Annotated in this window: 17 protein-coding genes and 1 tRNA gene; 12 read left to right on the top strand and 6 right to left on the bottom strand. The window is 62.4% G+C overall.

The window, feature by feature from the left end; genetic code table 11:
* The first annotated feature begins 12 nt into the window (after nt 1-12).
* Both NE591_RS00110 and rlmH read left to right on the top strand, forming a co-directional pair.
* Nucleotides 13-798, top strand: coding sequence for an exodeoxyribonuclease III (locus NE591_RS00110; protein ID WP_114548570.1), 786 nt, complete (start codon nt 13-15; stop codon nt 796-798).
* A 3-nt stretch (nt 799-801) separates the two neighbouring features.
* Nucleotides 802-1,272, top strand: a complete 471-nt coding sequence (gene rlmH, locus NE591_RS00115; protein ID WP_114548590.1) for a 23S rRNA (pseudouridine(1915)-N(3))-methyltransferase RlmH — start codon at nt 802-804, stop codon at nt 1,270-1,272.
* A 69-nt stretch (nt 1,273-1,341) separates the two neighbouring features.
* On the opposite strand, the gene mscL is transcribed toward rlmH, so the two are convergent.
* Nucleotides 1,342-1,821 (bottom strand): large conductance mechanosensitive channel protein MscL, encoded by a 480-nt coding sequence (mscL, locus tag NE591_RS00120; RefSeq protein ID WP_114548571.1) that lies wholly within the window; start codon nt 1,819-1,821, stop codon nt 1,342-1,344.
* A gap of 115 nt (nt 1,822-1,936) precedes the next feature.
* On the opposite strand from mscL, the gene folE reads away from it, so the two are divergent.
* The 4 genes from folE (at nt 1,937) to NE591_RS00140 (ending at nt 4,469) form a co-directional block, all read left to right on the top strand.
* Nucleotides 1,937-2,500 carry a GTP cyclohydrolase I FolE gene (gene folE, locus NE591_RS00125; protein ID WP_114548572.1) on the top strand — a complete coding sequence of 188 codons (564 nt, stop codon included), beginning with the start codon at nt 1,937-1,939 and terminating at the stop codon, nt 2,498-2,500.
* Nucleotides 2,501-2,607: 107 nt separating this feature from the next.
* Nucleotides 2,608-2,883: an ACT domain-containing protein gene (locus NE591_RS00130; protein ID WP_022741206.1), complete on the top strand. Its 276-nt coding sequence runs from the start codon at nt 2,608-2,610 to the stop codon at nt 2,881-2,883.
* Between the two features lie 114 nt (nt 2,884-2,997).
* Nucleotides 2,998-3,456 (top strand): Panacea domain-containing protein, encoded by a 459-nt coding sequence (locus NE591_RS00135; protein ID WP_114548573.1) that lies wholly within the window; start codon nt 2,998-3,000, stop codon nt 3,454-3,456.
* Entirely contained in the window at nt 3,453-4,469 is a 1,017-nt protein-coding gene (locus tag NE591_RS00140; protein WP_114540094.1) for a RelA/SpoT domain-containing protein, read from the top strand. Before NE591_RS00135 ends, NE591_RS00140 begins: the two co-directional genes overlap by 4 nt.
* Nucleotides 4,470-4,750: 281 nt before the next feature.
* Here the strand turns inward: NE591_RS00140 and NE591_RS00145 are convergent, their stop codons facing one another.
* Nucleotides 4,751-5,050 carry a hypothetical protein gene (locus NE591_RS00145; protein WP_147270640.1) on the bottom strand — a complete coding sequence of 100 codons (300 nt, stop codon included), beginning with the start codon at nt 5,048-5,050 and terminating at the stop codon, nt 4,751-4,753.
* A gap of 346 nt (nt 5,051-5,396) precedes the next feature.
* Between NE591_RS00145 and NE591_RS00150 the strand changes: the two genes are divergently transcribed.
* The 6 genes from NE591_RS00150 to NE591_RS00175 all read left to right on the top strand — a co-directional run bounded on the left by NE591_RS00150 (nt 5,397) and on the right by NE591_RS00175 (nt 14,250).
* Nucleotides 5,397-6,704 (top strand): isochorismate synthase MenF, encoded by a 1,308-nt coding sequence (locus NE591_RS00150; protein ID WP_114548574.1) that lies wholly within the window; start codon nt 5,397-5,399, stop codon nt 6,702-6,704.
* A gap of 75 nt (nt 6,705-6,779) precedes the next feature.
* On the top strand, nt 6,780-9,002 hold the full coding sequence (gene menD, locus NE591_RS00155) for a 2-succinyl-5-enolpyruvyl-6-hydroxy-3-cyclohexene-1-carboxylate synthase (protein ID WP_114548575.1): 2,223 nt from the start codon (nt 6,780-6,782) through the stop codon (nt 9,000-9,002).
* Between the two features lie 62 nt (nt 9,003-9,064).
* Nucleotides 9,065-10,057 carry an alpha/beta fold hydrolase gene (locus tag NE591_RS00160; protein WP_181815519.1) on the top strand — a complete coding sequence of 331 codons (993 nt, stop codon included), beginning with the start codon at nt 9,065-9,067 and terminating at the stop codon, nt 10,055-10,057.
* A 320-nt stretch (nt 10,058-10,377) separates the two neighbouring features.
* Complete coding sequence (locus NE591_RS00165; protein WP_114548576.1) at nt 10,378-10,656, top strand: hypothetical protein; 279 nt, start codon at nt 10,378-10,380, stop codon at nt 10,654-10,656.
* A gap of 99 nt (nt 10,657-10,755) precedes the next feature.
* A complete protein-coding gene (locus NE591_RS00170; protein ID WP_114548577.1) occupies nt 10,756-12,336 on the top strand; it encodes a sodium:solute symporter in 1,581 nt (526 codons plus the stop codon).
* 267 nt (nt 12,337-12,603) lie between these two features.
* Nucleotides 12,604-14,250 (top strand): Na+/H+ antiporter NhaC family protein, encoded by a 1,647-nt coding sequence (locus tag NE591_RS00175; RefSeq protein ID WP_114548578.1) that lies wholly within the window; start codon nt 12,604-12,606, stop codon nt 14,248-14,250.
* A gap of 420 nt (nt 14,251-14,670) precedes the next feature.
* On the opposite strand, the gene NE591_RS00180 is transcribed toward NE591_RS00175, so the two are convergent.
* From NE591_RS00180 to NE591_RS00195, 4 genes are all read right to left on the bottom strand, one after another.
* The gene (locus tag NE591_RS00180; protein ID WP_114540101.1) at nt 14,671-15,156 is read right to left on the bottom strand and encodes an Rrf2 family transcriptional regulator; all 486 of its coding nucleotides are present in this window, start codon (nt 15,154-15,156) and stop codon (nt 14,671-14,673) included.
* 310 nt (nt 15,157-15,466) lie between these two features.
* Complete coding sequence (locus tag NE591_RS00185) at nt 15,467-16,828, bottom strand: NRAMP family divalent metal transporter (protein ID WP_241520717.1); 1,362 nt, start codon at nt 16,826-16,828, stop codon at nt 15,467-15,469.
* A gap of 9 nt (nt 16,829-16,837) precedes the next feature.
* Entirely contained in the window at nt 16,838-18,205 is a 1,368-nt protein-coding gene (locus tag NE591_RS00190) for a magnesium transporter (protein ID WP_114540102.1), read from the bottom strand.
* Between the two features lie 268 nt (nt 18,206-18,473).
* A tRNA-Arg gene (locus NE591_RS00195) sits at nt 18,474-18,550 on the bottom strand.
* Between the last annotated feature and the right edge of the window lie 152 nt (nt 18,551-18,702).

An 18,702-nucleotide genomic window follows, 5' to 3' on the forward strand; every position in this document is an offset into this window, starting at 1 on the left:
CAAAGGAGTCCCATGCGATTTGTTTCGTGGAATGTGAACGGCATTCGTGCTGTGCTGAAGAAGAACTTCCTGGAAGTGTTCGACGCCTTTAACGCGGACATCTTCGCCATTCAGGAGACGAAGTGCCAAGTGGGCCAGGTGGAGTTGGATCTGCCAGGCTACCACCAATACTGGAGCGCCGCCGAGAAGAAGGGCTACTCGGGCACGGCGGTGTTCACCCGCGAGGAGCCGCTGCGGGTGTTGCACGGTTTGGGCAACGAGTACCTGGATGCCGAGGGACGCATCGTGGCCTGCGAGTTCCCCCAGTTCTGGTTCGTGAACGTGTACACGCCGAACTCCCAGATGGAGCTCGCGCGCATCGATCACCGTATGGAATGGGACGATGCCTTCCGCGATTTCTGCAAGGGGCTTGAGGCCGGCGTGCTGCCCGACGGCGCCTCCAGCGACCCGAAGCCGGTGGTGATGTGCGGCGACTTCAACGTGGCCCACGAGGAGATCGACCTGAAGAACCCGGGCCCCAACCGCGGGGCATCGGGCTTCTCCGACGAGGAGCGCGGGAAGTTCACCGAGCTGGTGGACGCCGGTTTCACCGACACCTTCCGCCTGCTGCATCCGGACGAGACGGGCCGCTATAGTTGGTGGAGCTACCGGTTCCGCGCCCGGTCGACGAATGCGGGATGGCGCATCGACTACTTCCTCGTGAGCGATGCGCTGCGCGATCATGTGGTGGCCGCCAGCATCTACGACGACGTGGAAGGCTCCGACCACTGCCCGGTCGGCCTGGAGCTGGATATATAAATGCTGAAGATAACCGTCGTTGCCGTGGGCAAGCTGAAGGAGAAGTTCTGGGTGGCGGCCTGCGACGAATACTTGAAGCGGCTGCGCCCCTACGCGAAGGTGACCGTGGCGGAGATTCCCGATGTCGACCCGGCCCGCGCCGGCGGCGTGGAGACGGCCCTCGAGCGCGAGGGCGCAGGCATTCTGGCGGCGGTGCCGGAGGGGGCGCACGTCATCCTCATGGCCATCGAGGGAAAGCAGCGCTCGAGTGTCGACTTCTCCCGCCACCTGGACGATTTGGCCCTGCGCGGCGCAAGCGAGCTTGCCTTCGTCATCGGCGGTTCCGACGGCGTGAGCGATGCGGTGCGGGCACGCGCCGACGAGACGTTCTCTTTCGGCCCCATCACCCTGCCCCACAACTTGGCCCGCGTCGTGCTGCTCGAGCAGCTCTACCGCGCCTTCAAAATCTCCCGCGGCGAGCCCTATCACAAGTAATAGAAAGCGCGCCGAAAGCCATCGTTCAAGACGGCTTTCGGCGCGCGTGAAGCGACTTTCGCCTACGATCTATTTCTTCACGATCTCGATGGTCACTTCGGCCGGGGCGGGCAGCTCGGCGGTGCAGTGGGGGCAGCGGGTGGCGCCCACGTTGATCTCCTCCAAGCAGAAGGGGCAGGTGGGGGCATGCTCGATGACTTCCTCGCCCTTGGCGTTTTTCAAGAAGGGCAGCTTCGCCGTGCCGTCCTTCATCTTGTTGAAGGCCTTCACGATCATGAACACGACCCACGCCACAATGAGGAAGTTGATGATGGCGCTGATGAACGCGCCGAAATCGATACCGTTCTCGGTGCCGGCGACGGGGATGGTGAGGCCCGCGACATCGGTGCCGTTGCCCCCGGTGATGAGTTTGATGAGCGGGTTGATGATGTCGTCGGTCAGCGACGTGACGATGGCGGTGAACGCCGCGCCGATGATGATGCCGACGGCCATGTCGATCACGTTGCCGCGGTTGATGAACTCTTTGAACTCGGCCAGGAGGCTTTTCATGGTCGATCCCTTCTTGCGTGAAACCTTCTGCCAAGGTATTATGCCGCTCTTTTGCCGTGTGTCCATAGCGTCGTGATAACATGGCGCCAACCGTTTACAAGGAGTTACGACAACCGTGGATACAGCGAAAATCGAAGCAGGCGTCCGTCTGATTTTGGAAGGCGTCGGGGAAGATCCCGAGCGCGAGGGGCTGCGGGAGACGCCGGCGCGCGTGGCCCGTATGTACGAGGAAGTGCTGGGCGGCCTGGAAGAGGATCCGTCGCGGCATTTCGACGTGACCTTCGACGAGGGCCACGAGGAAATCGTGCTGGTGGGCGACATCCCCTTCTTCAGCATGTGCGAGCATCATCTGGCGCCGTTTTTCGGGAAGGCGCACGTGGCCTACATTCCCGGCGAGGACGGCCGCATCTGCGGCATCTCGAAGCTGGCACGGCTTGTGGACGGCTTCGCCAAGCGCCCCCAGGTGCAGGAGCGCCTGACCGGGCAGATCGCCGACACGCTGGTGGAAGCGCTGCATCCCGCCGGCGTCATCGTGGTGCTGGAGGCCGAGCATATGTGCATGTCCATGCGCGGCGTGAAGAAGCCGGGCGCAAAAACGACCACGCGGGCCGTGCGCGGCTGCTTCGAAACCGACGCCGACGCGCGTTCCGAGGCGCTGTCGCTGATTTTCCGCCACTAAAGCGATGCCCGTTTCGCTGCGGGCGAGCATGAAGCATCTGCCCGCGCCAGCCTAAGCGGGCGCAAGCGAGTTGAAGGATTCCGTCCCCACTAGAAAGAAGGTTTCCCATGAAGTGCGTCATCTCCGTCCTCGGCAAGGACCGCTCCGGCGTGGTGGCTGCCATCGCCACGACGCTGGCCGACTGCGGCGCCAACATCGATGACATCTCCCAGACGATTCTCGGCGAGGGCCGCATGTTCTCCATGACCATGATGGTGACGCTGGATCCTGCCGTCGCCGACTTCAACACCGTGCAGGAGCGCCTGGCCGCCGACGGCGAACGCCTGTCCATGCAGGTTCTCATCCAACGCGAGGACGTCTTCCAAGCGATGTATGAGATTTAGGCAACACCGCGCTTAGCCCCCGATGCCTTTTGCGCGTCAGGGAAAGGGCGTGGTTGGTGGCATTCCCGCTTGACTGATCGAGTAGAATGAAAGTCCAATGAAAGGAGGAGCTTTATGGCGCATGTCGTCGACGTGGCAGCGTATATTCTCGAGTGTCTCGGAAGTGTTTCAACCATGAAGCTCCAGAAGCTGACTTTTTATAGCCAGGCGTATTATCTGGTTGAGCATGGAACACCGCTTTTCCCCGAAGAGTTTGAGGCATGGGCAAATGGGCCCGTGGCTCCAGATTTGTTCAAGAGGCATAAAGGCGAATTCGTAGTTTCGCGCGGCTTTTTCGGTCCTTTGTTGGAGCACGCTCTTACAGAATACGAATACGCGGCGATCGACCATGTCGTTGGTTGCCTGAAGAACTGGACGGGAGCCAGTCTCAGCGAATTGACTCATAGCGAAGCTCCGTGGCTTAATGCTCGCAGTGGGCTAGCGCCCAATGCGCGATCGAAAAGGCCCATTGCTATCGGTTGCATGAAGGCCTATTACGAAACGAGGCCGGCTGGCAACCCGGTGTTCGCATGAGCGCAAATTGGATTTCGAAAACCAAGGTAGGAAAAGCGGGGGAGGCATTGACTTCCCCGCTTTCTTCTTCCGAGGATCGTGCGACTGCGCTCGAGGTTGTGAATTACTGGAGAGGGATTCACGCCGAGGCGCTCCAGCGAGCCTTCGGGGATATAGAGGGCCTGAACGCGGTCGGCTCCGACGTGCTTATTGCGGGGCGAATCAAGAAGCTGCCGACGATTGTCGATAAGCTCGGAAGGCCGGACGCTCCCTCCGATCTTCAGACGATGTACGACATTGCGGGATGCCGACTGGTGGTGCCCGATCTAGCGACACTTGAGCGTGTCTATAGCGAGATCGCTTGCCTGCCTGCATTCGATGCTCCGAAAACGAAGCGCCATGATTACATTGCATACCCTCGTCCGAGTGGCTATCGCGGAAAACATGCGATCTTGCATTATTGCGATCTGAAATGCGGCCATAAGCTGTTTGTTGAGGTTCAGCTGCGGACGGTGCTTCAACATGCTTGGGCAACGGCAGTGGAGATGCACGATGTGGCTGTGAAAAGTCGGTTGAAATTCAATGAGATCGATAACCCTGCTGGACGGTTTTTCAAGAAGGCGGCTGTGCTTATTGCCCAACTAGAAGAACAGGGAGAAATTGACGCGAGCGCTATTCGAGGTCTCGCCGACGGGAGGCCGGAGTTGTCTTATGCCATTGAGGCAAAGGAAACGCTTAAAGCCGCCAGTAACGCCGTCTACTTTCTCTCCGACGATGCGAATAGGGATGTCGCCGACTACTATCTCGTTGACCTCGTCGCGGACGAGCAAACGCTCGAGCTTACACCGCTTGATTCCATAGCGGCCCTTTCTCGATATTTCGAAGAGGAGGGCGCCGACCGCGACGGTAGCCGTGATCTGGTCCTTACAAAAGGAGCTTCCAAGGAAAACCTCGCGAAGCTGTATCCCAATTACTTTGGCGATATTTCCGAGTTCCTCAAACTCATCGAAAAGCATTTGGACGCGTTTGCGTAAGAAAGGCAGGAAGATGGCCGCGTCGACTTCGCCCGCATGCGGCCGCTCGTCTACGATTCCACCCGCCGCATCTACCGCGTGGTAGGCGAAGAGGTCGGCGGCGCCTGGGAAGCCTGCAAAGCGCTGATGTAGGACGGCAGTTTATGGGAAACTATATTGCTGCGCGAATGAGAAACAGCGAAACGGGCGCTCCGTTCAACGATGGGGCGCCTTTGTATTCATGGCCGCATAGGGTCTTAAGATTGCCTCGCTCTCTGCGCGCTGTTAATTATGGGTGCTGCTCATGCGCTGGTAGAAATCCTTGGGGATGCGGCGGTGGCCGAAGTCCCTGACTCGATGCTGCCTTCGGTGCCTCGGAATATGATGCGGCAGGTGGCGCGGGCGCCTTGGGCGACGCGGGGCTGGTAATGGTATGACGACCAAGTGTCGAACTCGTACTTGAGCATGCTGGCACTAACGCGCTCGGCGATAAGCGCCGTAAGGGCGCGGCAGGTGTTCGCGACGGCCGCTTCGAAATCATCGTCCTCGGGGAAGGCGTAGGCGAGAAGATAGACGTCTTCAACGAGGGAATCGGGATCCATAGAGAGCCCTTCAACATCAGTGATTGCGTCAACCGCCGCTCTCAGGCGTGCGTCATCAACGGCCATCGATGATCTCCCTCAACGCATCTTTGCGTCGATTGAAGGAGGCGAGTGCCTCCTTTTTAAGCTTGCTGTTCGTTGCGGGCTTGTCGGTAGCGCGCGCTTAAATGGGTATGTAAATGTGTAATTAACTGGTTGGCATTGATTTGGGAACGGGTAGGTTTTGGTTGGTTCTTCGGGGCGCCCCGTTTTTCGAGCATCATGGGCTTGCTTGGCGGATTGCTGTCGGTTAAGCGTTAGAATAGTCGGCAATCAGTGGTGGCTCCGAAGGCGACAGGGACGGAAGATGACCCGAATCTACACGTGCAATGTGCCCATTGAGGCGGATGTGGTGGATGCGTTCTGCTGGCTGCAGAAAGGATTCACCGACCAGTTCGTCTACTACGACAAGCAGAACCCGACCCGCTATATGGGACTCGGCCGCTGCATCGCGCTGCCCAGTTTGCGCGATGTGGAATACGAGTACGGCGAGGGCAGCTCGCTGCGTGAGGTTGCGACTGGTGCGGCTGCTAGTGAGGTCGCCGGTGGGGCTGGCGCCGGCCAGCCGCCGGTGTTCTTCTCGTTCAACCGCTTCGACGCCACCAATCCCGCGCCGGCCGACGAGTTGATGGCCTCCTTCCCGCGGCTGCGGTTCATGCTGCCGGAAATCGTGCTCATCGAGAACGAACGCGGGCGGTTTCTCCAGGTAAACTCGCTCGGTCCGGTGTATCCCGGTCGCGTGGCTCGCTTCACGCGCATGGTGGCCGCTGCACCGCCCCGCCAACGCGCGGTCATTCCATTTTCCCTCGAGCCCGATTCTCGCGAGGCCTGGGACGAGGCCATGGGTGCGGCGCTTGCGGCCATTGGGGAGGGCCGGGTGTCGAAGGTGGTGCTCTCGCGTCGGTTGCGCCTTGTGGCTGAGCATCCTTTCTCGTCGAAGGATCTGCTCGTGAACCTCATCGACGGCGACGCCCGGGGCACGGTGCTTCTGTACCGCTACGCCGACGTCTTCTTCTGCGGCTGCACGCCGGAGCTGCTCGTGCGCAAACGCGGCGATGCTGTGGCGTCGATGTGCCTTGCGGGAACGTGCCCGACGGGGGCCACCTCGGCGGAATCGGATGCGCTGGCGGAGGCGCTCATGGCTGACGGGAAGAACCGCGCCGAGCACGATTATGTGGTGCAGCTCATCCGCAGCGTGCTCGACCGTGTTTGCTACGACGTGGATGTGCCCGCAGTGCCCGAGATCATGCGGCTTGCCCACGTGCAGCACCTGTTCACGCCGGCCCGCGCCCGTGTGCTCGCTGGCATCACGCTGGCCGACCTCATGGAGGACCTGCATCCCACCCCCGCCGTGGCTGGCACGCCGGTGGGGGAGGCGAAGATGCTGCTGCGGGCCATCGAGCCCTACAACCGCGGACTCTATGCGGGAGCCTGCGGTTTCGTGGACGGCGCCGGCGACGGCGAGTTTTCCGTGGCCCTGCGCACCGGCGTTTTCGACGGCGAGATGGGCTATGTCTACGGCGGCTGCGGCATCGTCGGCGAGAGCGATGCGGACGCCGAGTACGAGGAAATTGACTTGAAGCTGCGCACCATCCTTTCCGCTTTCGGCGCGTAGCCTCTTGTCGCGCGGCTCTCCGGGGGCGTTTCGTGCGCTATCATGGACGGACGAAATTCGCGAAAGGAAGTGGCGATGCCCATAACGACGACTCATCAGCAGGATACCGCGCTGTTCGTGGCGGCGTTTTTCGACGAGATGGTGCGCTGGGGCGTGTGCGAGGTGGTGGTGAGCCCCGGTTCGCGGTCGACGGCCTTGGCCATGGCGGCCTACGAACTGGAGCAGCGCCGACCCCAGGATCTGCGAGTTTACGTGGATATCGACGAGCGCGGGGCGGCTTTTCTCGGTTTGGGCCTTGCGAAGGCGAGCGGTCGCCCCGTGGCGCTCGTGTGCACCTCGGGCACGGCCTTGGCGAACTACTACCCGGCGGTTATCGAGGCGGAAACGTCCCGGGTGCCGCTCATCGTTCTGTCTGGCGACCGGCCCCCGCAGCTGCAGGGCCTCGGCGCGCCGCAAACCACCGACCAGCTGAAGGCCTACGGCAATCACGTGCGTTCCTTCCGCGCGATGCCCACCCCGCGCGGCCGCGACCGCGACATTGCCTTTGCCCGCCAGGCGGCCCGCGAGGCGGTGCTCGCCGCGCTTGGCCCGACGGCTACGCTGGCTCCCTACCGCGAGTCGGCGCCGGCAAAGGAGGGGTTGCGCGAGTCCGCGACGACCGGTGCGCTGGAAGGGACGGATTCTGCGATCGCGGCGGCTTCCCTCGGCAAGCATGCTGCTGTTTCAGCTGGCTCCGGAGCCGCCGCGCTGCCGATGGATCCTGCTGCCACCGTTGCGCTGCCGATGGATCCTGCTGCCACCGTCGCGATGCCGGCGAATTCCGCGATCGCTGGCGCTCCCGCCGATGCTCCCGCGCGGGATGCTGCTGGCGACTTTGCGGCCGCAGTCGCTGAAGAGGCCGATTCTTCCCAGCCGATCTTCTACAACGAGGCCGGCGACATTGTGAACTACAACCCAAACCTGCAGGTGGCTTCCCGTGCCTGCATGCACCTGGCCGGCCCCGTGCACGTGAACTTCCCCTTCGATGCCCCGCTCAAGCCCGATTTCGCCGGCGCCGATTTGCAGGCCATGCAGCGTGCCGCCCACGACTGCTTCGCTCTGGGCGCTCGCAACGCCAGTATCGCCGCGAAGGACGGCACCCTTCTCGATTTGGGCCCGCTCGTTGGCCCCGCAGGCACATTGCCCCAGGCCAGCATCGAGTCCATCGAGCGCCTTCTGTGGAAGCGGCCGTGTCTCGTGCTCGCCGGCGAAGGCTCCTGCGAAACCGTGGCCGAAGCGGAGGAGATTCTCGCCTGGGCCCGCAAGCTGTCCTTGCCCGTGCTCGCCGATCCGCTGTCGGGCCTGCGCTCCATCGACGACCCGCTCATCATCGACAACTACGACAACCTCTGCGCGCGCGCCGATTGTCCCGTGCCCGAGGTGGTCATCCGCTTCGGTCGCTATCCTGCCTCGAAGAGCGCAACCGCCCTGCTTGAGAGGACGCGCCCCGTCTCCCTGGCCGTCGACATCGCTGAGACCCGCGACTTCAACGCGGCCACAGACGTGTTCGTGGGCACGACGCCCCTCGGGTTCGTGCGAAGCCCCTGGCGTGCCGAGGGTCGCAAGGCTCAGCGCCGCTTTGCTGATGCCTGGGTCGCCCTCAACGACGAGGCGCGCCTGCGCATTCTCGCCGTGGAATGGGACGGCGTGGCCACCCACGATTCCGAGGCCACGGAAGGCGCCTACGTGCGCTCGCTTCTCGAGCTGGCGCCGGAAGGCTCGTGCCTCTTTTCGGCGAATTCCATGAGCATCCGTGCCGTGGACACCTTCTACGTAAAGGACGGAAAGCCCCTGGCTGTGATGGCCAATCGTGGACAGAACGGCATCGATGGCGTGGTTTCCACGGCGGTAGGCGCGGCGCAGCACTTCGCCCAGACGACGTTTCTTACCGGCGACTTCACGCTGCTGCACGACCTTTCCGGTTTGGCGCTCCAGCGCGAGATGCTGCTCCAGCGCCGCGGATCCGCAGAGACGCCGTCGCTGGTCATCGTTCTTCTGAACAACAACGGCGGCGCCATCTTCGACATGCTGCCCCAGGCCTCCGCCGACCCGTACTTCGAGCGGCTGTTCCTCGCGCCCCAGGACGTGCGCTTCACCGAAGCCGCCGCCGCCTTCGGCATCCCCTCGGCCAGCGTGCACACGGTCGGCGCCTTCCGCAGCGCCTACGAGCAGTTCCTCGGCACGCCGGGCATAAGCCTCATCGAGGTCGCCCTGCCCCTACGCGGCGTCCGCGACCGCTACGCCCCCTATCAGCGCTAACGCTTATGGGTTCGGGTGAGTTGTGCGATGGCGGGACGATTACGGAGGGACGCGGTGGAACCGTGGTGAGATCTGCCGGTGAAGGGATGGCCCCCTGCATCCTTCTGCACGGGTTCGCTCAAACGCCTGTGTCGTGGGATGCGGTAGCGCAGCGGCTGCAGGCGGCCGGTCACCGCGCCTATGCACCCGATTTGTACGAGTGCAAGGGCGACCTCAAGCTGCCAAGCGTTGAGGAAGTTTTGGAAGGTACGGAGGCGGGGGAAGACGGGGAAGACGGGGAAGACGGGGAAGACGGGGAGGGCGCGGAAGGCGACGCGAATGCCAAAAACGTCTCTGGGGCGGTGCGCGACCCGCTGACCTCCCTCGATGCGGCGTGTGATCGGGTGGCGGCCATCGTGCGTTTGGTCGCGCAGGTCGATGCCGCGCCCGTGCTCGTTGGCTATTCCATGGGCGGCCGCATCGCCGCTGAAACCGTGGTGCGCTATCCCAATCTGCCGCTGGCCGGGCTTGTTTTAGAAAGCGCGGGGCTCGGGCCTGCCGACGAAGCCGCTCGGGCCGCCTTAGCCGAGCGCAATGGCGCCTGGGCTCAGCGGCTTCGCGATGAGGGCGTTGCGGCCTTCATGGACTGGTGGGAAACGCTGCCGTTGTTCGCCAGCCAGCAGGCGCTTCCCGCGGAAGCGCGCGCCGCCATTCGAGCCGAGCGCACCTCCCGCGATGCAGAGCCTTTGACCCGCTCTCTGGAAGCCTGGGGCGCTCACCATCAAGCTGCCGAAGCGGTTACGCTTGGCGTCCTTGCCGACCTGGCCAACCGCGGCGTTCCGGTGCTCTACGTTGCCGGCGTTCTTGATGAGAAGTACTCCGCGGTAGCCGCCCGCGTCCGCGCTGCCGGCCTTCCCACAGAGCTCGTCCCCGATGCTGGCCACAACGCGCACCTCGAAGCCTCTTCCAATTTTGCGGGAATCGTTGAAGGCGTTCTCGCTGAAGATGTTCTTGATGGAGATGCCTTGGCGCGAAATGTGGCTTCAAAATCACGAAAGATCGGATACGGGGCCTAAAAGAGACCTTCCCGCGGCCTTTTTGGCTTAGAAATCACGAAAGATCGGGCGAAGAGCGCCAAAAAGGCCTCTCAGTAATACAAAAGCGCTCGTTTTCCCAGGTGGCGTATTACAAAAAAGTCTCTACTACTCCGATCGCGCCGATTTTTCGTGATTTTCAAGCCAAAAAGGAACTCGAAGTCGCGAAAGGGACTTAATGTCATCACGGCTTCCTGATATCTTCTAAGCCATGGCCGCGACAGTCGTGGCTGCAGCACCTTCTCGCCGGCTTTTCCAAATTATGACTCACAAACACACTTTATTATGCTAAAGTGTCGGCCATGATTTTCGTTCAGGGACATAAAGGTGGCATGGATGCGGCGGCGCTCGCTGTGGCAAGCCAGCACATCGCCCAGCAGTCGCGCGATGCGGTGGCCTGCGCCCTCATGAGCGCGCATAAGGCTGCCCAGTGTTGCACCGACGCGGTCGAGTGTGCGCTGGCCAGTGCGCACAAGGCGGCTCAGTGTATCGCCGAGGCGGCCCGCGCTGTTGCCAGCCAGCATGAAGCCCAGCAGTCCCTGCGCGAGGTCTCCCCACAATTTGAGTTCCGATACCAATAGCACACGGGTTTTCGCCCGTGGCTATTTTTTTGTAGCCCCGGGCGAAAAGTCGTGTGCGCCATCGGACGTATCCGCACACTGGAAGGAAAGAAGAGGGAAATGATCGCGAAAGTTCTTTTGGTAATCGCCTTCGTGGCCGTGGCCGTGGCGGTGGGCATCTACTGCCGTCGGCACACGGGCACCGTGGATGGCTTCATCCTGGGTGGCCGCAACGTCGGTCCGTGGATGAGCGCCTTCGCCTATGGTACGAGCTATTTCTCGGCCGTGGTGTTCGTCGGCTATGCGGGCCAGTTCGGCTTCAAGTACGGCATCTCGGCCACGTGGGCCGGCATCGGCAACGCCATTATCGGCTCGCTGCTCGCCTGGTGGGTCTTAGGCCCCCGTACCCGCGAGATGACCCATCGTCTGCAGGCATCCACCATGCCGGAGTTCTTCGGCAAGCGCTACGATTCCCGCGCCCTGCGCATCGCGGCGGCGGCCATCATCTTCGTGTTCCTCATCCCGTATACCGCCAGCGTCTACAATGGCCTGTCGCGCCTGTTCGGCATGGCCTTCGCGCTGCCCTACGATGTGTGCGTCATCGGCATGGCGGTGGTCACTTGCGTTTACGTGGTGCTTGGCGGGTACATGGCTACGGTTATGAACGACTTCATTCAGGGCATCGTTATGCTGCTCGGCATTATCGCTGTCATCGTGGCGGTCATCCTGAACAACGGCGGCTTCTCCGAGGCCATCATCTCGCTGTCGCAGATCCCCGCCGAGGGTTCGGCCATGCAGGGCCCCTTCGTCAGCTTCTTCGGGCCCGATTTGTTCAACCTGCTCGGCGTTGTCGTCCTCACGTCGCTGGGCACCTGGGGCCTGCCGCAGATGGTGCAGAAGTTCTACGCCATCAAGACCGGCCCGGCCATCAAGCAGGGTGCCATCATCTCCACCATCTTCGCCTTCGTGGTGGCCGGCGGCTCCTATTTCCTCGGCGGCTTCGGTCGCCTCTACGAGGGCCAGATCGAGTACGCCGCCAACGGCACGCCCATCTACGACTCCATCATCCCGACGATGCTGTCCACCTTGCCCGACGTGCTCATCGGCCTGGTGATTGTGCTCGTGCTGTCGGCCTCCATGTCGACGCTCTCGTCGCTGGTGCTCACGTCATCTTCTACGCTGACCATCGACTTTATCAACGGCAATATCATCAAGAACATGTCCGAGAAGAAGCAGCTCATCTGGATGCGCGGGTTGCTCGTGGGGTTCATCGCCATCTCCGCACTCATCGCGTTGTTCCAGTATCATTCCTCGGTGGTGTTCATCGCCCAGCTCATGGGCTACTCTTGGGGTGCGCTGGCCGGTTCGTTCCTCGGTCCCTTCCTGTGGGGCCTGTATTCCGGGCGCATTTCGAAGGCGAGCGTGTGGTGCTCGTTCGTCGTGGGTGTGGGACTGACCGCCGTGAACATGGGCCTGGCCCTTTCCGGCGGCACGCCGCTCATCGCGAGCCCCATCAACTGCGGCGCGCTGTGCATGATCATCTCGCTGGTCATTGTGCCGGCGGTGAGCTTGTTCACGCCGGCGGTGCCCTTCCAAATTAAGCCGCCGACGCCCGAAAGCGCCATCGACCGCGAGTACGACCGCGAGCTCGCTCAGGAGGAGCTGGAAAGCGCCACGGCAAGCGCTGCCGCCGACGCGTAAGAGCGAAGAGCCACAACTGAAGAAGAGAAACCCGGAAAGTCCCGTGTGATCGCGGGACTTTCTGTGACTAACTCGGATATACTTATGCTGTTCTGTCACCAGAAGGCCGGGGGCAGGGCACCGGCGTCAACCGTATTTCGTCGCACAGCGCAGAGGCGCGCGCATCGAGAGCGCTCGCGGTGCTCGCATCGCGCATTCGCGCACCGAGCGCGCCGGCGTCGCGCGTTCGCGGGTGTCATGCCCTCGGCCTCTTGAGGAAGGAAGGTCATGGAAGGGTTCGAACTCATTGCCACGGGCCTGTGGTCCATTGTGCCGCCGATTTTGGCACTGGTCCTGGCGCTCATCACCAAGGAGGTGTATTCGTCGCTGACCATCGGTGTGTTCACGGGCATGATCATCTACCAGTTCACACTGAACGGCGTCGGTGGCGAGCAGCTCGTTGCCTCGTTCACCATGGTGCCCCAAATGATGGCCGAGCAAATAGCCGGCAACGGGGCGCTGCTGTTGTTCCTTGCGCTTCTGGGAGCGCTTACCGTGGTCATCGCCACGGCCGGCGGCTCCCGCGCCTATGCGGAGTGGGTCACCACCCATGTGAAGAACGCCCGTGCCGCCTCGATCCTCACGGCGCTGCTCGGCATCATCATCTTCGTGGACGACTACTTCAACTGCCTCACTGTGGGCGCCGTCATGCGCCCGGTGACGGACAAGTTCCGCGTCAGCCACGAGAAGCTCGCCTGGATCATCGACTCCACGGCGGCCCCGGTCTGCATTATCGCGCCGGTATCCTCGTGGGCGGTGGCCGTGGGCGGCTACATGGGCGAGGACGGCTTCAACACCTTCGTGGCCTCCATCCCCTACAACTTCTACGCGCTGCTCACCATCTTCTTCGTGTTCTTCATGCTGTTCCTTCAGAAGGACTTCGGCCCTATGGCCGCGGCTCAGGCCGATGCCGAGGGCCGCATTCCGGCGGAGGGCTCGGCGCTTGAGGCGGTGTCCCTCGCTCGCATCGCCGACAAGGCCCAGGTCGATTTGGAAGGCGCGCCGAACATTCCCACCGTGGTGACCGAGGAGGGCGACATCGACGATGCCGCCGCCGGGGCCATCGAGGAGTACAAGGGCCTGAACATTTCCGATCGCGGCACCATTTGGGATCTCATCGTGCCCATCCTGGTGCTCATCGTGTTCTCTATCCTGGGCATGATGTACATGGGCGGCTTCTTCAGCGGCGTCGATTTCGCCACGGCGGTCGGCGAGAACCCGGTCATGGGCCTGTGCATCGGCGCGGTGGTGGCGCTGTGCGTGGCGGCGGCCATGTTCCTGCCGCGCAAGCTCATGAACCTGGGCGGTTTCGTGGAGGCGATGTCGGAAGGCGTGCGCTCCATGATCGGCGCCATCATGATCCTCGTGCTGGCCTGGTCGCTCGGCGGCTGCTGCCGCTATCTTCTGGGTACCGGCGAGTTCGTGTCCGGCTTTTTGAACGGGCTGGGCGTGGGGCTCGACCTTCTGCCGGCGATCATCTTCCTGGTGGCGGCGTTCATAGGGTTCGCCATGGGCACGAGCTGGGGCACCATCGCGCTCATTCTGCCGATCATCATCGGCGTGTTCGATGCCGCTGACCCGCTGTTCCTCGTGGCCGTGGGCTCGGCGCTGGCCGGTGCGGTTTACGGCGATCATATCTCGCCTATCTCCGACACGACGATTCTGTCCTCGGCCGGTGCGAAGTGCAACCACCTGCGCCACGTGGCCACGCAGATTCCCTACGCGACCCTGGTTATGATCGTGTGCTTCGTGGGCTATGTCATCGCTGGCTTCACGAAGAGCCCCTGGATCTCGCTGGCGCTGGGCGTAGTGCTCATCGTAATCGCCGTGCTGGTGCTCGTGCGCATGGAGGCGTCGAAGAAGGCGAAGGCATAGCGAAGACGGCCGACCGTGCAGCTGCGCCTATGAAGGTGGCTGCGGGATGGCGCCCAGGCGATGCGATCACAGGTGCGGTCGCATCGCCTGGGCGCATACTTACTAGAGCAGAAAGGGCCTTGTTTTTCGTCGTTTTTTGCGTTTGTTAGCGCTATGAGCACGTTGGTCCAAGAGCTAAGAAAGGGGATATGCAATATTTCATAAGAGAATAAATGAAATAGTATATATCAAATTTCCAATGATCTGAATGTGGCCTTAGCGTGCAGGAACAGAGACACTTCCGATGCTAACAAACGCAATTTTTGCCAAATTATCGGTAGAGAAATCGTCTGGCGAATGGCATGGGGAGGGCTCCACCATGGAGCCCTCCTTGTTCTGATGCAATTATGGAATGCGGCAGACCGTCCGCCGTTCGGTCGCTTACGCCGCGGCAGCAGCTTCGGCGAGCAGGCGCTGGCTCTCGGCGATGAGGCGCCCGGCCAGAAGTTCCTTGCCCATGGACTCATCCTGGGACGCGTCCAGCAGCATCTGAAGCGTGATGCTGTCGAAGTAGGCGTCGTAGCCGGTGAGAATCAGATCGTACGCTTGCTTGATGCCTTGCACCATGGACGCATCGGCGCGATCCTTGCGACGGGTGCGCGTCGTGTCCTTGGCGTCGTCGTCCAGCGCGTTCACCACTTGCAGTAGGGTGATCTTCGAGGGGTCGTTGGCCAAACGATAGCCGCCGTGCTTGCCGGGCCTCGCCTCGATGATGCCGGCATTGCGCAAAAGCTGCGCGAGCTGAATGAGGTAGTCGCGGGGGATCGACATGTCCTGGGCGATATCCTTCGACGAGCAGGTGTGCCCCTGCGCGGCCAGGTACAAGACGGCGCGCAGTCCATAATCTGTTGATGCTTTGAATTGCACTGCAGCCTCCTAACGTGTAAACGCCTACGGGTCTGCAGCTTGCGCTCCATCGACGCGAACGAACGGCCCGTGCCGACGTTGCGTCACCCGCAGGTGTGTCGGGAGCGGTCCTTTTTTGTTCCCGGCACTTAGCAGTATGCGAGCCGCAAAACGCAAATACAAGGGATGTACCAAACGATGAGCGCACCGATTCGCTTACGTAAACACCCTGTTGAATTCAGTAATCGATGAGCGTTTAAGTGGGGAAGGGGAGCGCAAGGAAGCCGGCAAGAGAGGCGCGGCGGGCGGATGGAGCGGACGGAGCGGACGGCTATGCGAGCCCCAGCACCTGCATCACGAGCAGCGCCACGGTGAGCGCCGCCACCACACCGACGGTGGCCCACAGAAGCACCTTCGACACGCGTCCGCTTCGGTAGTCGCCCATGATGTACTTGTCCGCCGAGATGATGGCCATGAGCGCCAGCAGAATGGGCAAAATGACGCCGTTGACGAACTGGGCCGTCAGCATCATGCCCAACAGGTTCACATCGGGAATGAGCACCACGATGGCCGAGAACGCGATCACGAAGGTGAAGATGGATTTGAACGTGGGGGCCTCGCGCCACTTGAAGGAGACGCCCGCCTCCCAGCCGAAGGCCTCGCAGATGACAAACGCGGTCGTCAGCGGCAGCACGCAGGCAGCTAAAAACGACGCCGCGATGAGCCCCACGGCGAAGAGCGCCTCGGCATAGGGGCCGGCGAAGGGGGCGAGAGCCGCGGCGGCATCGGCCGCCGAGTCAATGGTGATGCCGGCGGGGAAGAGCACCGCACCTGTGGTCACGATGATGAACCAGGCCACCACGCAGGCGGCGATGGTGCCGGAGACGGCGTCGGCTTTCTGCGAGAAGAGGTCTTTAGGGGTGAGGCCCTTCTCTACCACGTTGCTCTGTGAGAAGAACATCATCCAAGGCGCGATGGTGGTGCCGATCATGGCGATGACGAGCGAGATGAAGCTCACGTCGCCGACAAAGGTGGGCACCACGGTGTCATGCAGCGCCTCGCCCCAGTTCGGTTGCGCGAGGAACGCCGCCACCACATAGGTGAGAAACACCAGCGACAGCCCGAGGAACACCCGCTGCACGCGCTTGTAGGAGCCGCCCACCACGAGCAGCCACACGCCCAAGGCCGCCACGGGTACCGAGATGTACTTCGACACGCCGAACATCTCCATGCCCGAGGCGATGCCGGCGAATTCGGAGAACGTCGTGGCCACGTTGCCCACCAGAAGCGCCAGCATGGCGAAGGCGGCGATGCGGATGCCGAAGCGCTCGCGGATGAGCGCGGCGAAGCCCTTGCCCGTGACGGCGCCCATGCGGCCGGCCGTGGTCTCCACGACGGCGAGCAGCACGCACATGATGGGGATGACCCACAGGGTGCCGAAGCCGAAGTTCGCGCCGGCCGTGGAATAGGTGGAGATGCCGCCGGCGTCGTTGCCGGCCATGGCGGTCACGACGCCGGGGCCCATGGCCGCCAGCACCAGCAGTAGCTTCGACGGCTTTTTCGTCGCGGCGGGGCCGATCTGCTCGCCGGCGGGAATGCCCGTATCGGCGATCTCCTCGGCTGCCTGGTGCCGCGCGCTCTCTTCGGCGCCCAGGCGCCCGGCGGCCGTTGTGCGCATGTCCTTCGCGTTCATGGCAGCCTCCTAGTAGTGCAGGCCGCCGAGATGCAGCGAGCCCGCCAGTTGCAGCAAAATCAGCGAGTAAAGGAACAGGCCCATGAGAGACGCGACGGTAATGCCGGCAATCGACAGCACATTCATCTTCGTCTTGTCGCCCGCCACATCGTCCTCGATGGCGTCCCAGGCGTCGTCGGTGGTGACGATGCCGAGCAGGGTGCCGTGCTCGTCCACCACGGGCATGGCCGGGATGTCGTACTTGAAGATGTCGGCGGCCACGTCCTCCTCTTCCTCGGAGGGAAGGCAGCTGATGATGTCGTCGTACATGATGTCGCCCATGAGGCGGTCGGCGTTGTACAGAACGAGCGTGCGCAGGGAGTTCACGCCGAGCAGCTTGCCGTACTCGTCGGTGATGTACACGTAGTGCACCGTCGGATGATCCTCGGGCAGCGCGCGCAGCACTTCGATGGTGTCAGCCACGGTGGCCGTCTTCGGCACGGAGACGAACTGGGTGGTCATCATGCCGCCGGCGGTGCCGTCCTTGTAACCGAGCAGGCGGCGGATTTCCGCGGCGTCTTCCACGCCCATGAGGCGCAAAAGGGTCTCGGCCTTCTCGTAGGGAAGGTCGCGCACGATGTCGGCGGCGTCGTCCGGATCCATGTTGCCGATGAGCTCGGCGGCCCGCGCGTCGGGCAAGTCGTCGATGAACTCGGCCTGGTACTCGTCTTCCATCTCGGAGATGGCCTCGGTGGCGCGGCTGTCGTCCAAATGGGCGAACACACTGGCGCGCTGCTGGGGGTCCAGCTGCTCCAGGATGTCGGCTACGTCGGCGGGGTGCAGCTCGTCCAAGCGGCGGTGGGTCACCGACAGCTGCACTTCGGACAGGTCGCGGTCGAGCAGATCCATGTAGTTCCAGGCGATGAGCTGCTCGTCCACCTTCTTGTGGAAGAGCTTCGCCACGTTCACGACGGCCTTTTCCAGCAGCGGATGCAGCCCGCGCAGGATGCCACGCACGCCCACCTCGGCACCGAGCAGGCGCAACTGCGTGCCGGATTGCGAGAGCTTAAGGTCGTTCACGCGCACGACCTTAAGGCCCTGGGTGTCGACGATCTGGCGGTCCATAAGGTCGCGGGCCAGCAGCACCTCGTCTGGCTGCAGGTAGCTGAAGCGGATGTCGTGGGCGTCCACCGACAGCGTGATGCCGTCGTCGTCGAAGGTGTCGACGTACTTGCGCCACGAGATCATGAACGGCACGCGCCCGGGCCCCTGGAAGGCCAGGCTCGTGATGCGCGGAAAGACCTCGCCCGTGGAAATGGCCAGGTCGGATATGGTGCCGAGTCGCTCGCCTTGGGCGTCGACCACGGGCTCGCCGATCATTTGAGAAAGATAGAGCATGTGCGTTCCTCCGTGCGGTGGGCATCAGTGCATCGGGGCGGGGCAGCGTGCGCGGGTCGCTGACGGTGCGAACGTAAGCGCAGTGGCGCCCAAGGCGATGGTTGATGCTCGGCAGTCGTCCCTTCCGACGACCGCGCGGAGGCGAGAAGCCGGAAGTCTACATACTGTGAGGTTTCGATTTTCGAACCTTCAAGTACGTTCCTTTCCTTGGCCTGACAAAAAAAGAACCGCTCGAGGCGGCTTCTATTCTGTTCTGAACGATCTAAAATGGTGCGCCGTGAGGGATTCGAACCCCCGACGTACTGATTCGTAGTCAGTCCCTCTATCCAGCTGAGGTAACGGCGCACTTCCGAACAGCAACGACTATTTAACCATGGCCCCAAAGCCTTGTCAACGAGAATTTTCAACTTTTTTGAAAATGCGCCGTTCGCCGCGCGGGGCGGCGGCGGAGCGTACCCCCGCCTGTAGGGGGCGCGGCAGGCGTTAGAATAGTCCGA

Origin of the sequence: Adlercreutzia sp. DFI.6.23 (genome assembly GCF_024462535.1) — a bacterium.
GTDB classification, from domain to species: Bacteria; Actinomycetota; Coriobacteriia; order Coriobacteriales; family Eggerthellaceae; genus Adlercreutzia; species Adlercreutzia rubneri.

Coding starts and splice junctions, on each gene's coding strand:
- NE591_RS00110 (WP_114548570.1), top strand. CDS start 13: ATGCGATTTGTTTCGTGGAATGTGAACGGCATTCGTGCTGTGCTGAAG.
- mscL (WP_114548571.1), bottom strand. CDS start 1,821: ATGAAAAGCCTCCTGGCCGAGTTCAAAGAGTTCATCAACCGCGGCAAC.
- NE591_RS00130 (WP_022741206.1), top strand. CDS start 2,608: ATGAAGTGCGTCATCTCCGTCCTCGGCAAGGACCGCTCCGGCGTGGTG.
- NE591_RS00135 (WP_114548573.1), top strand. CDS start 2,998: ATGGCGCATGTCGTCGACGTGGCAGCGTATATTCTCGAGTGTCTCGGA.
- NE591_RS00140 (WP_114540094.1), top strand. CDS start 3,453: ATGAGCGCAAATTGGATTTCGAAAACCAAGGTAGGAAAAGCGGGGGAG.
- NE591_RS00145 (WP_147270640.1), bottom strand. CDS start 5,050: ATGGATCCCGATTCCCTCGTTGAAGACGTCTATCTTCTCGCCTACGCC.
- NE591_RS00150 (WP_114548574.1), top strand. CDS start 5,397: ATGACCCGAATCTACACGTGCAATGTGCCCATTGAGGCGGATGTGGTG.
- menD (WP_114548575.1), top strand. CDS start 6,780: ATGCCCATAACGACGACTCATCAGCAGGATACCGCGCTGTTCGTGGCG.
- NE591_RS00165 (WP_114548576.1), top strand. CDS start 10,378: ATGATTTTCGTTCAGGGACATAAAGGTGGCATGGATGCGGCGGCGCTC.
- NE591_RS00170 (WP_114548577.1), top strand. CDS start 10,756: ATGATCGCGAAAGTTCTTTTGGTAATCGCCTTCGTGGCCGTGGCCGTG.
- NE591_RS00175 (WP_114548578.1), top strand. CDS start 12,604: ATGGAAGGGTTCGAACTCATTGCCACGGGCCTGTGGTCCATTGTGCCG.
- NE591_RS00185 (WP_241520717.1), bottom strand. CDS start 16,828: ATGAACGCGAAGGACATGCGCACAACGGCCGCCGGGCGCCTGGGCGCC.
- NE591_RS00190 (WP_114540102.1), bottom strand. CDS start 18,205: ATGCTCTATCTTTCTCAAATGATCGGCGAGCCCGTGGTCGACGCCCAA.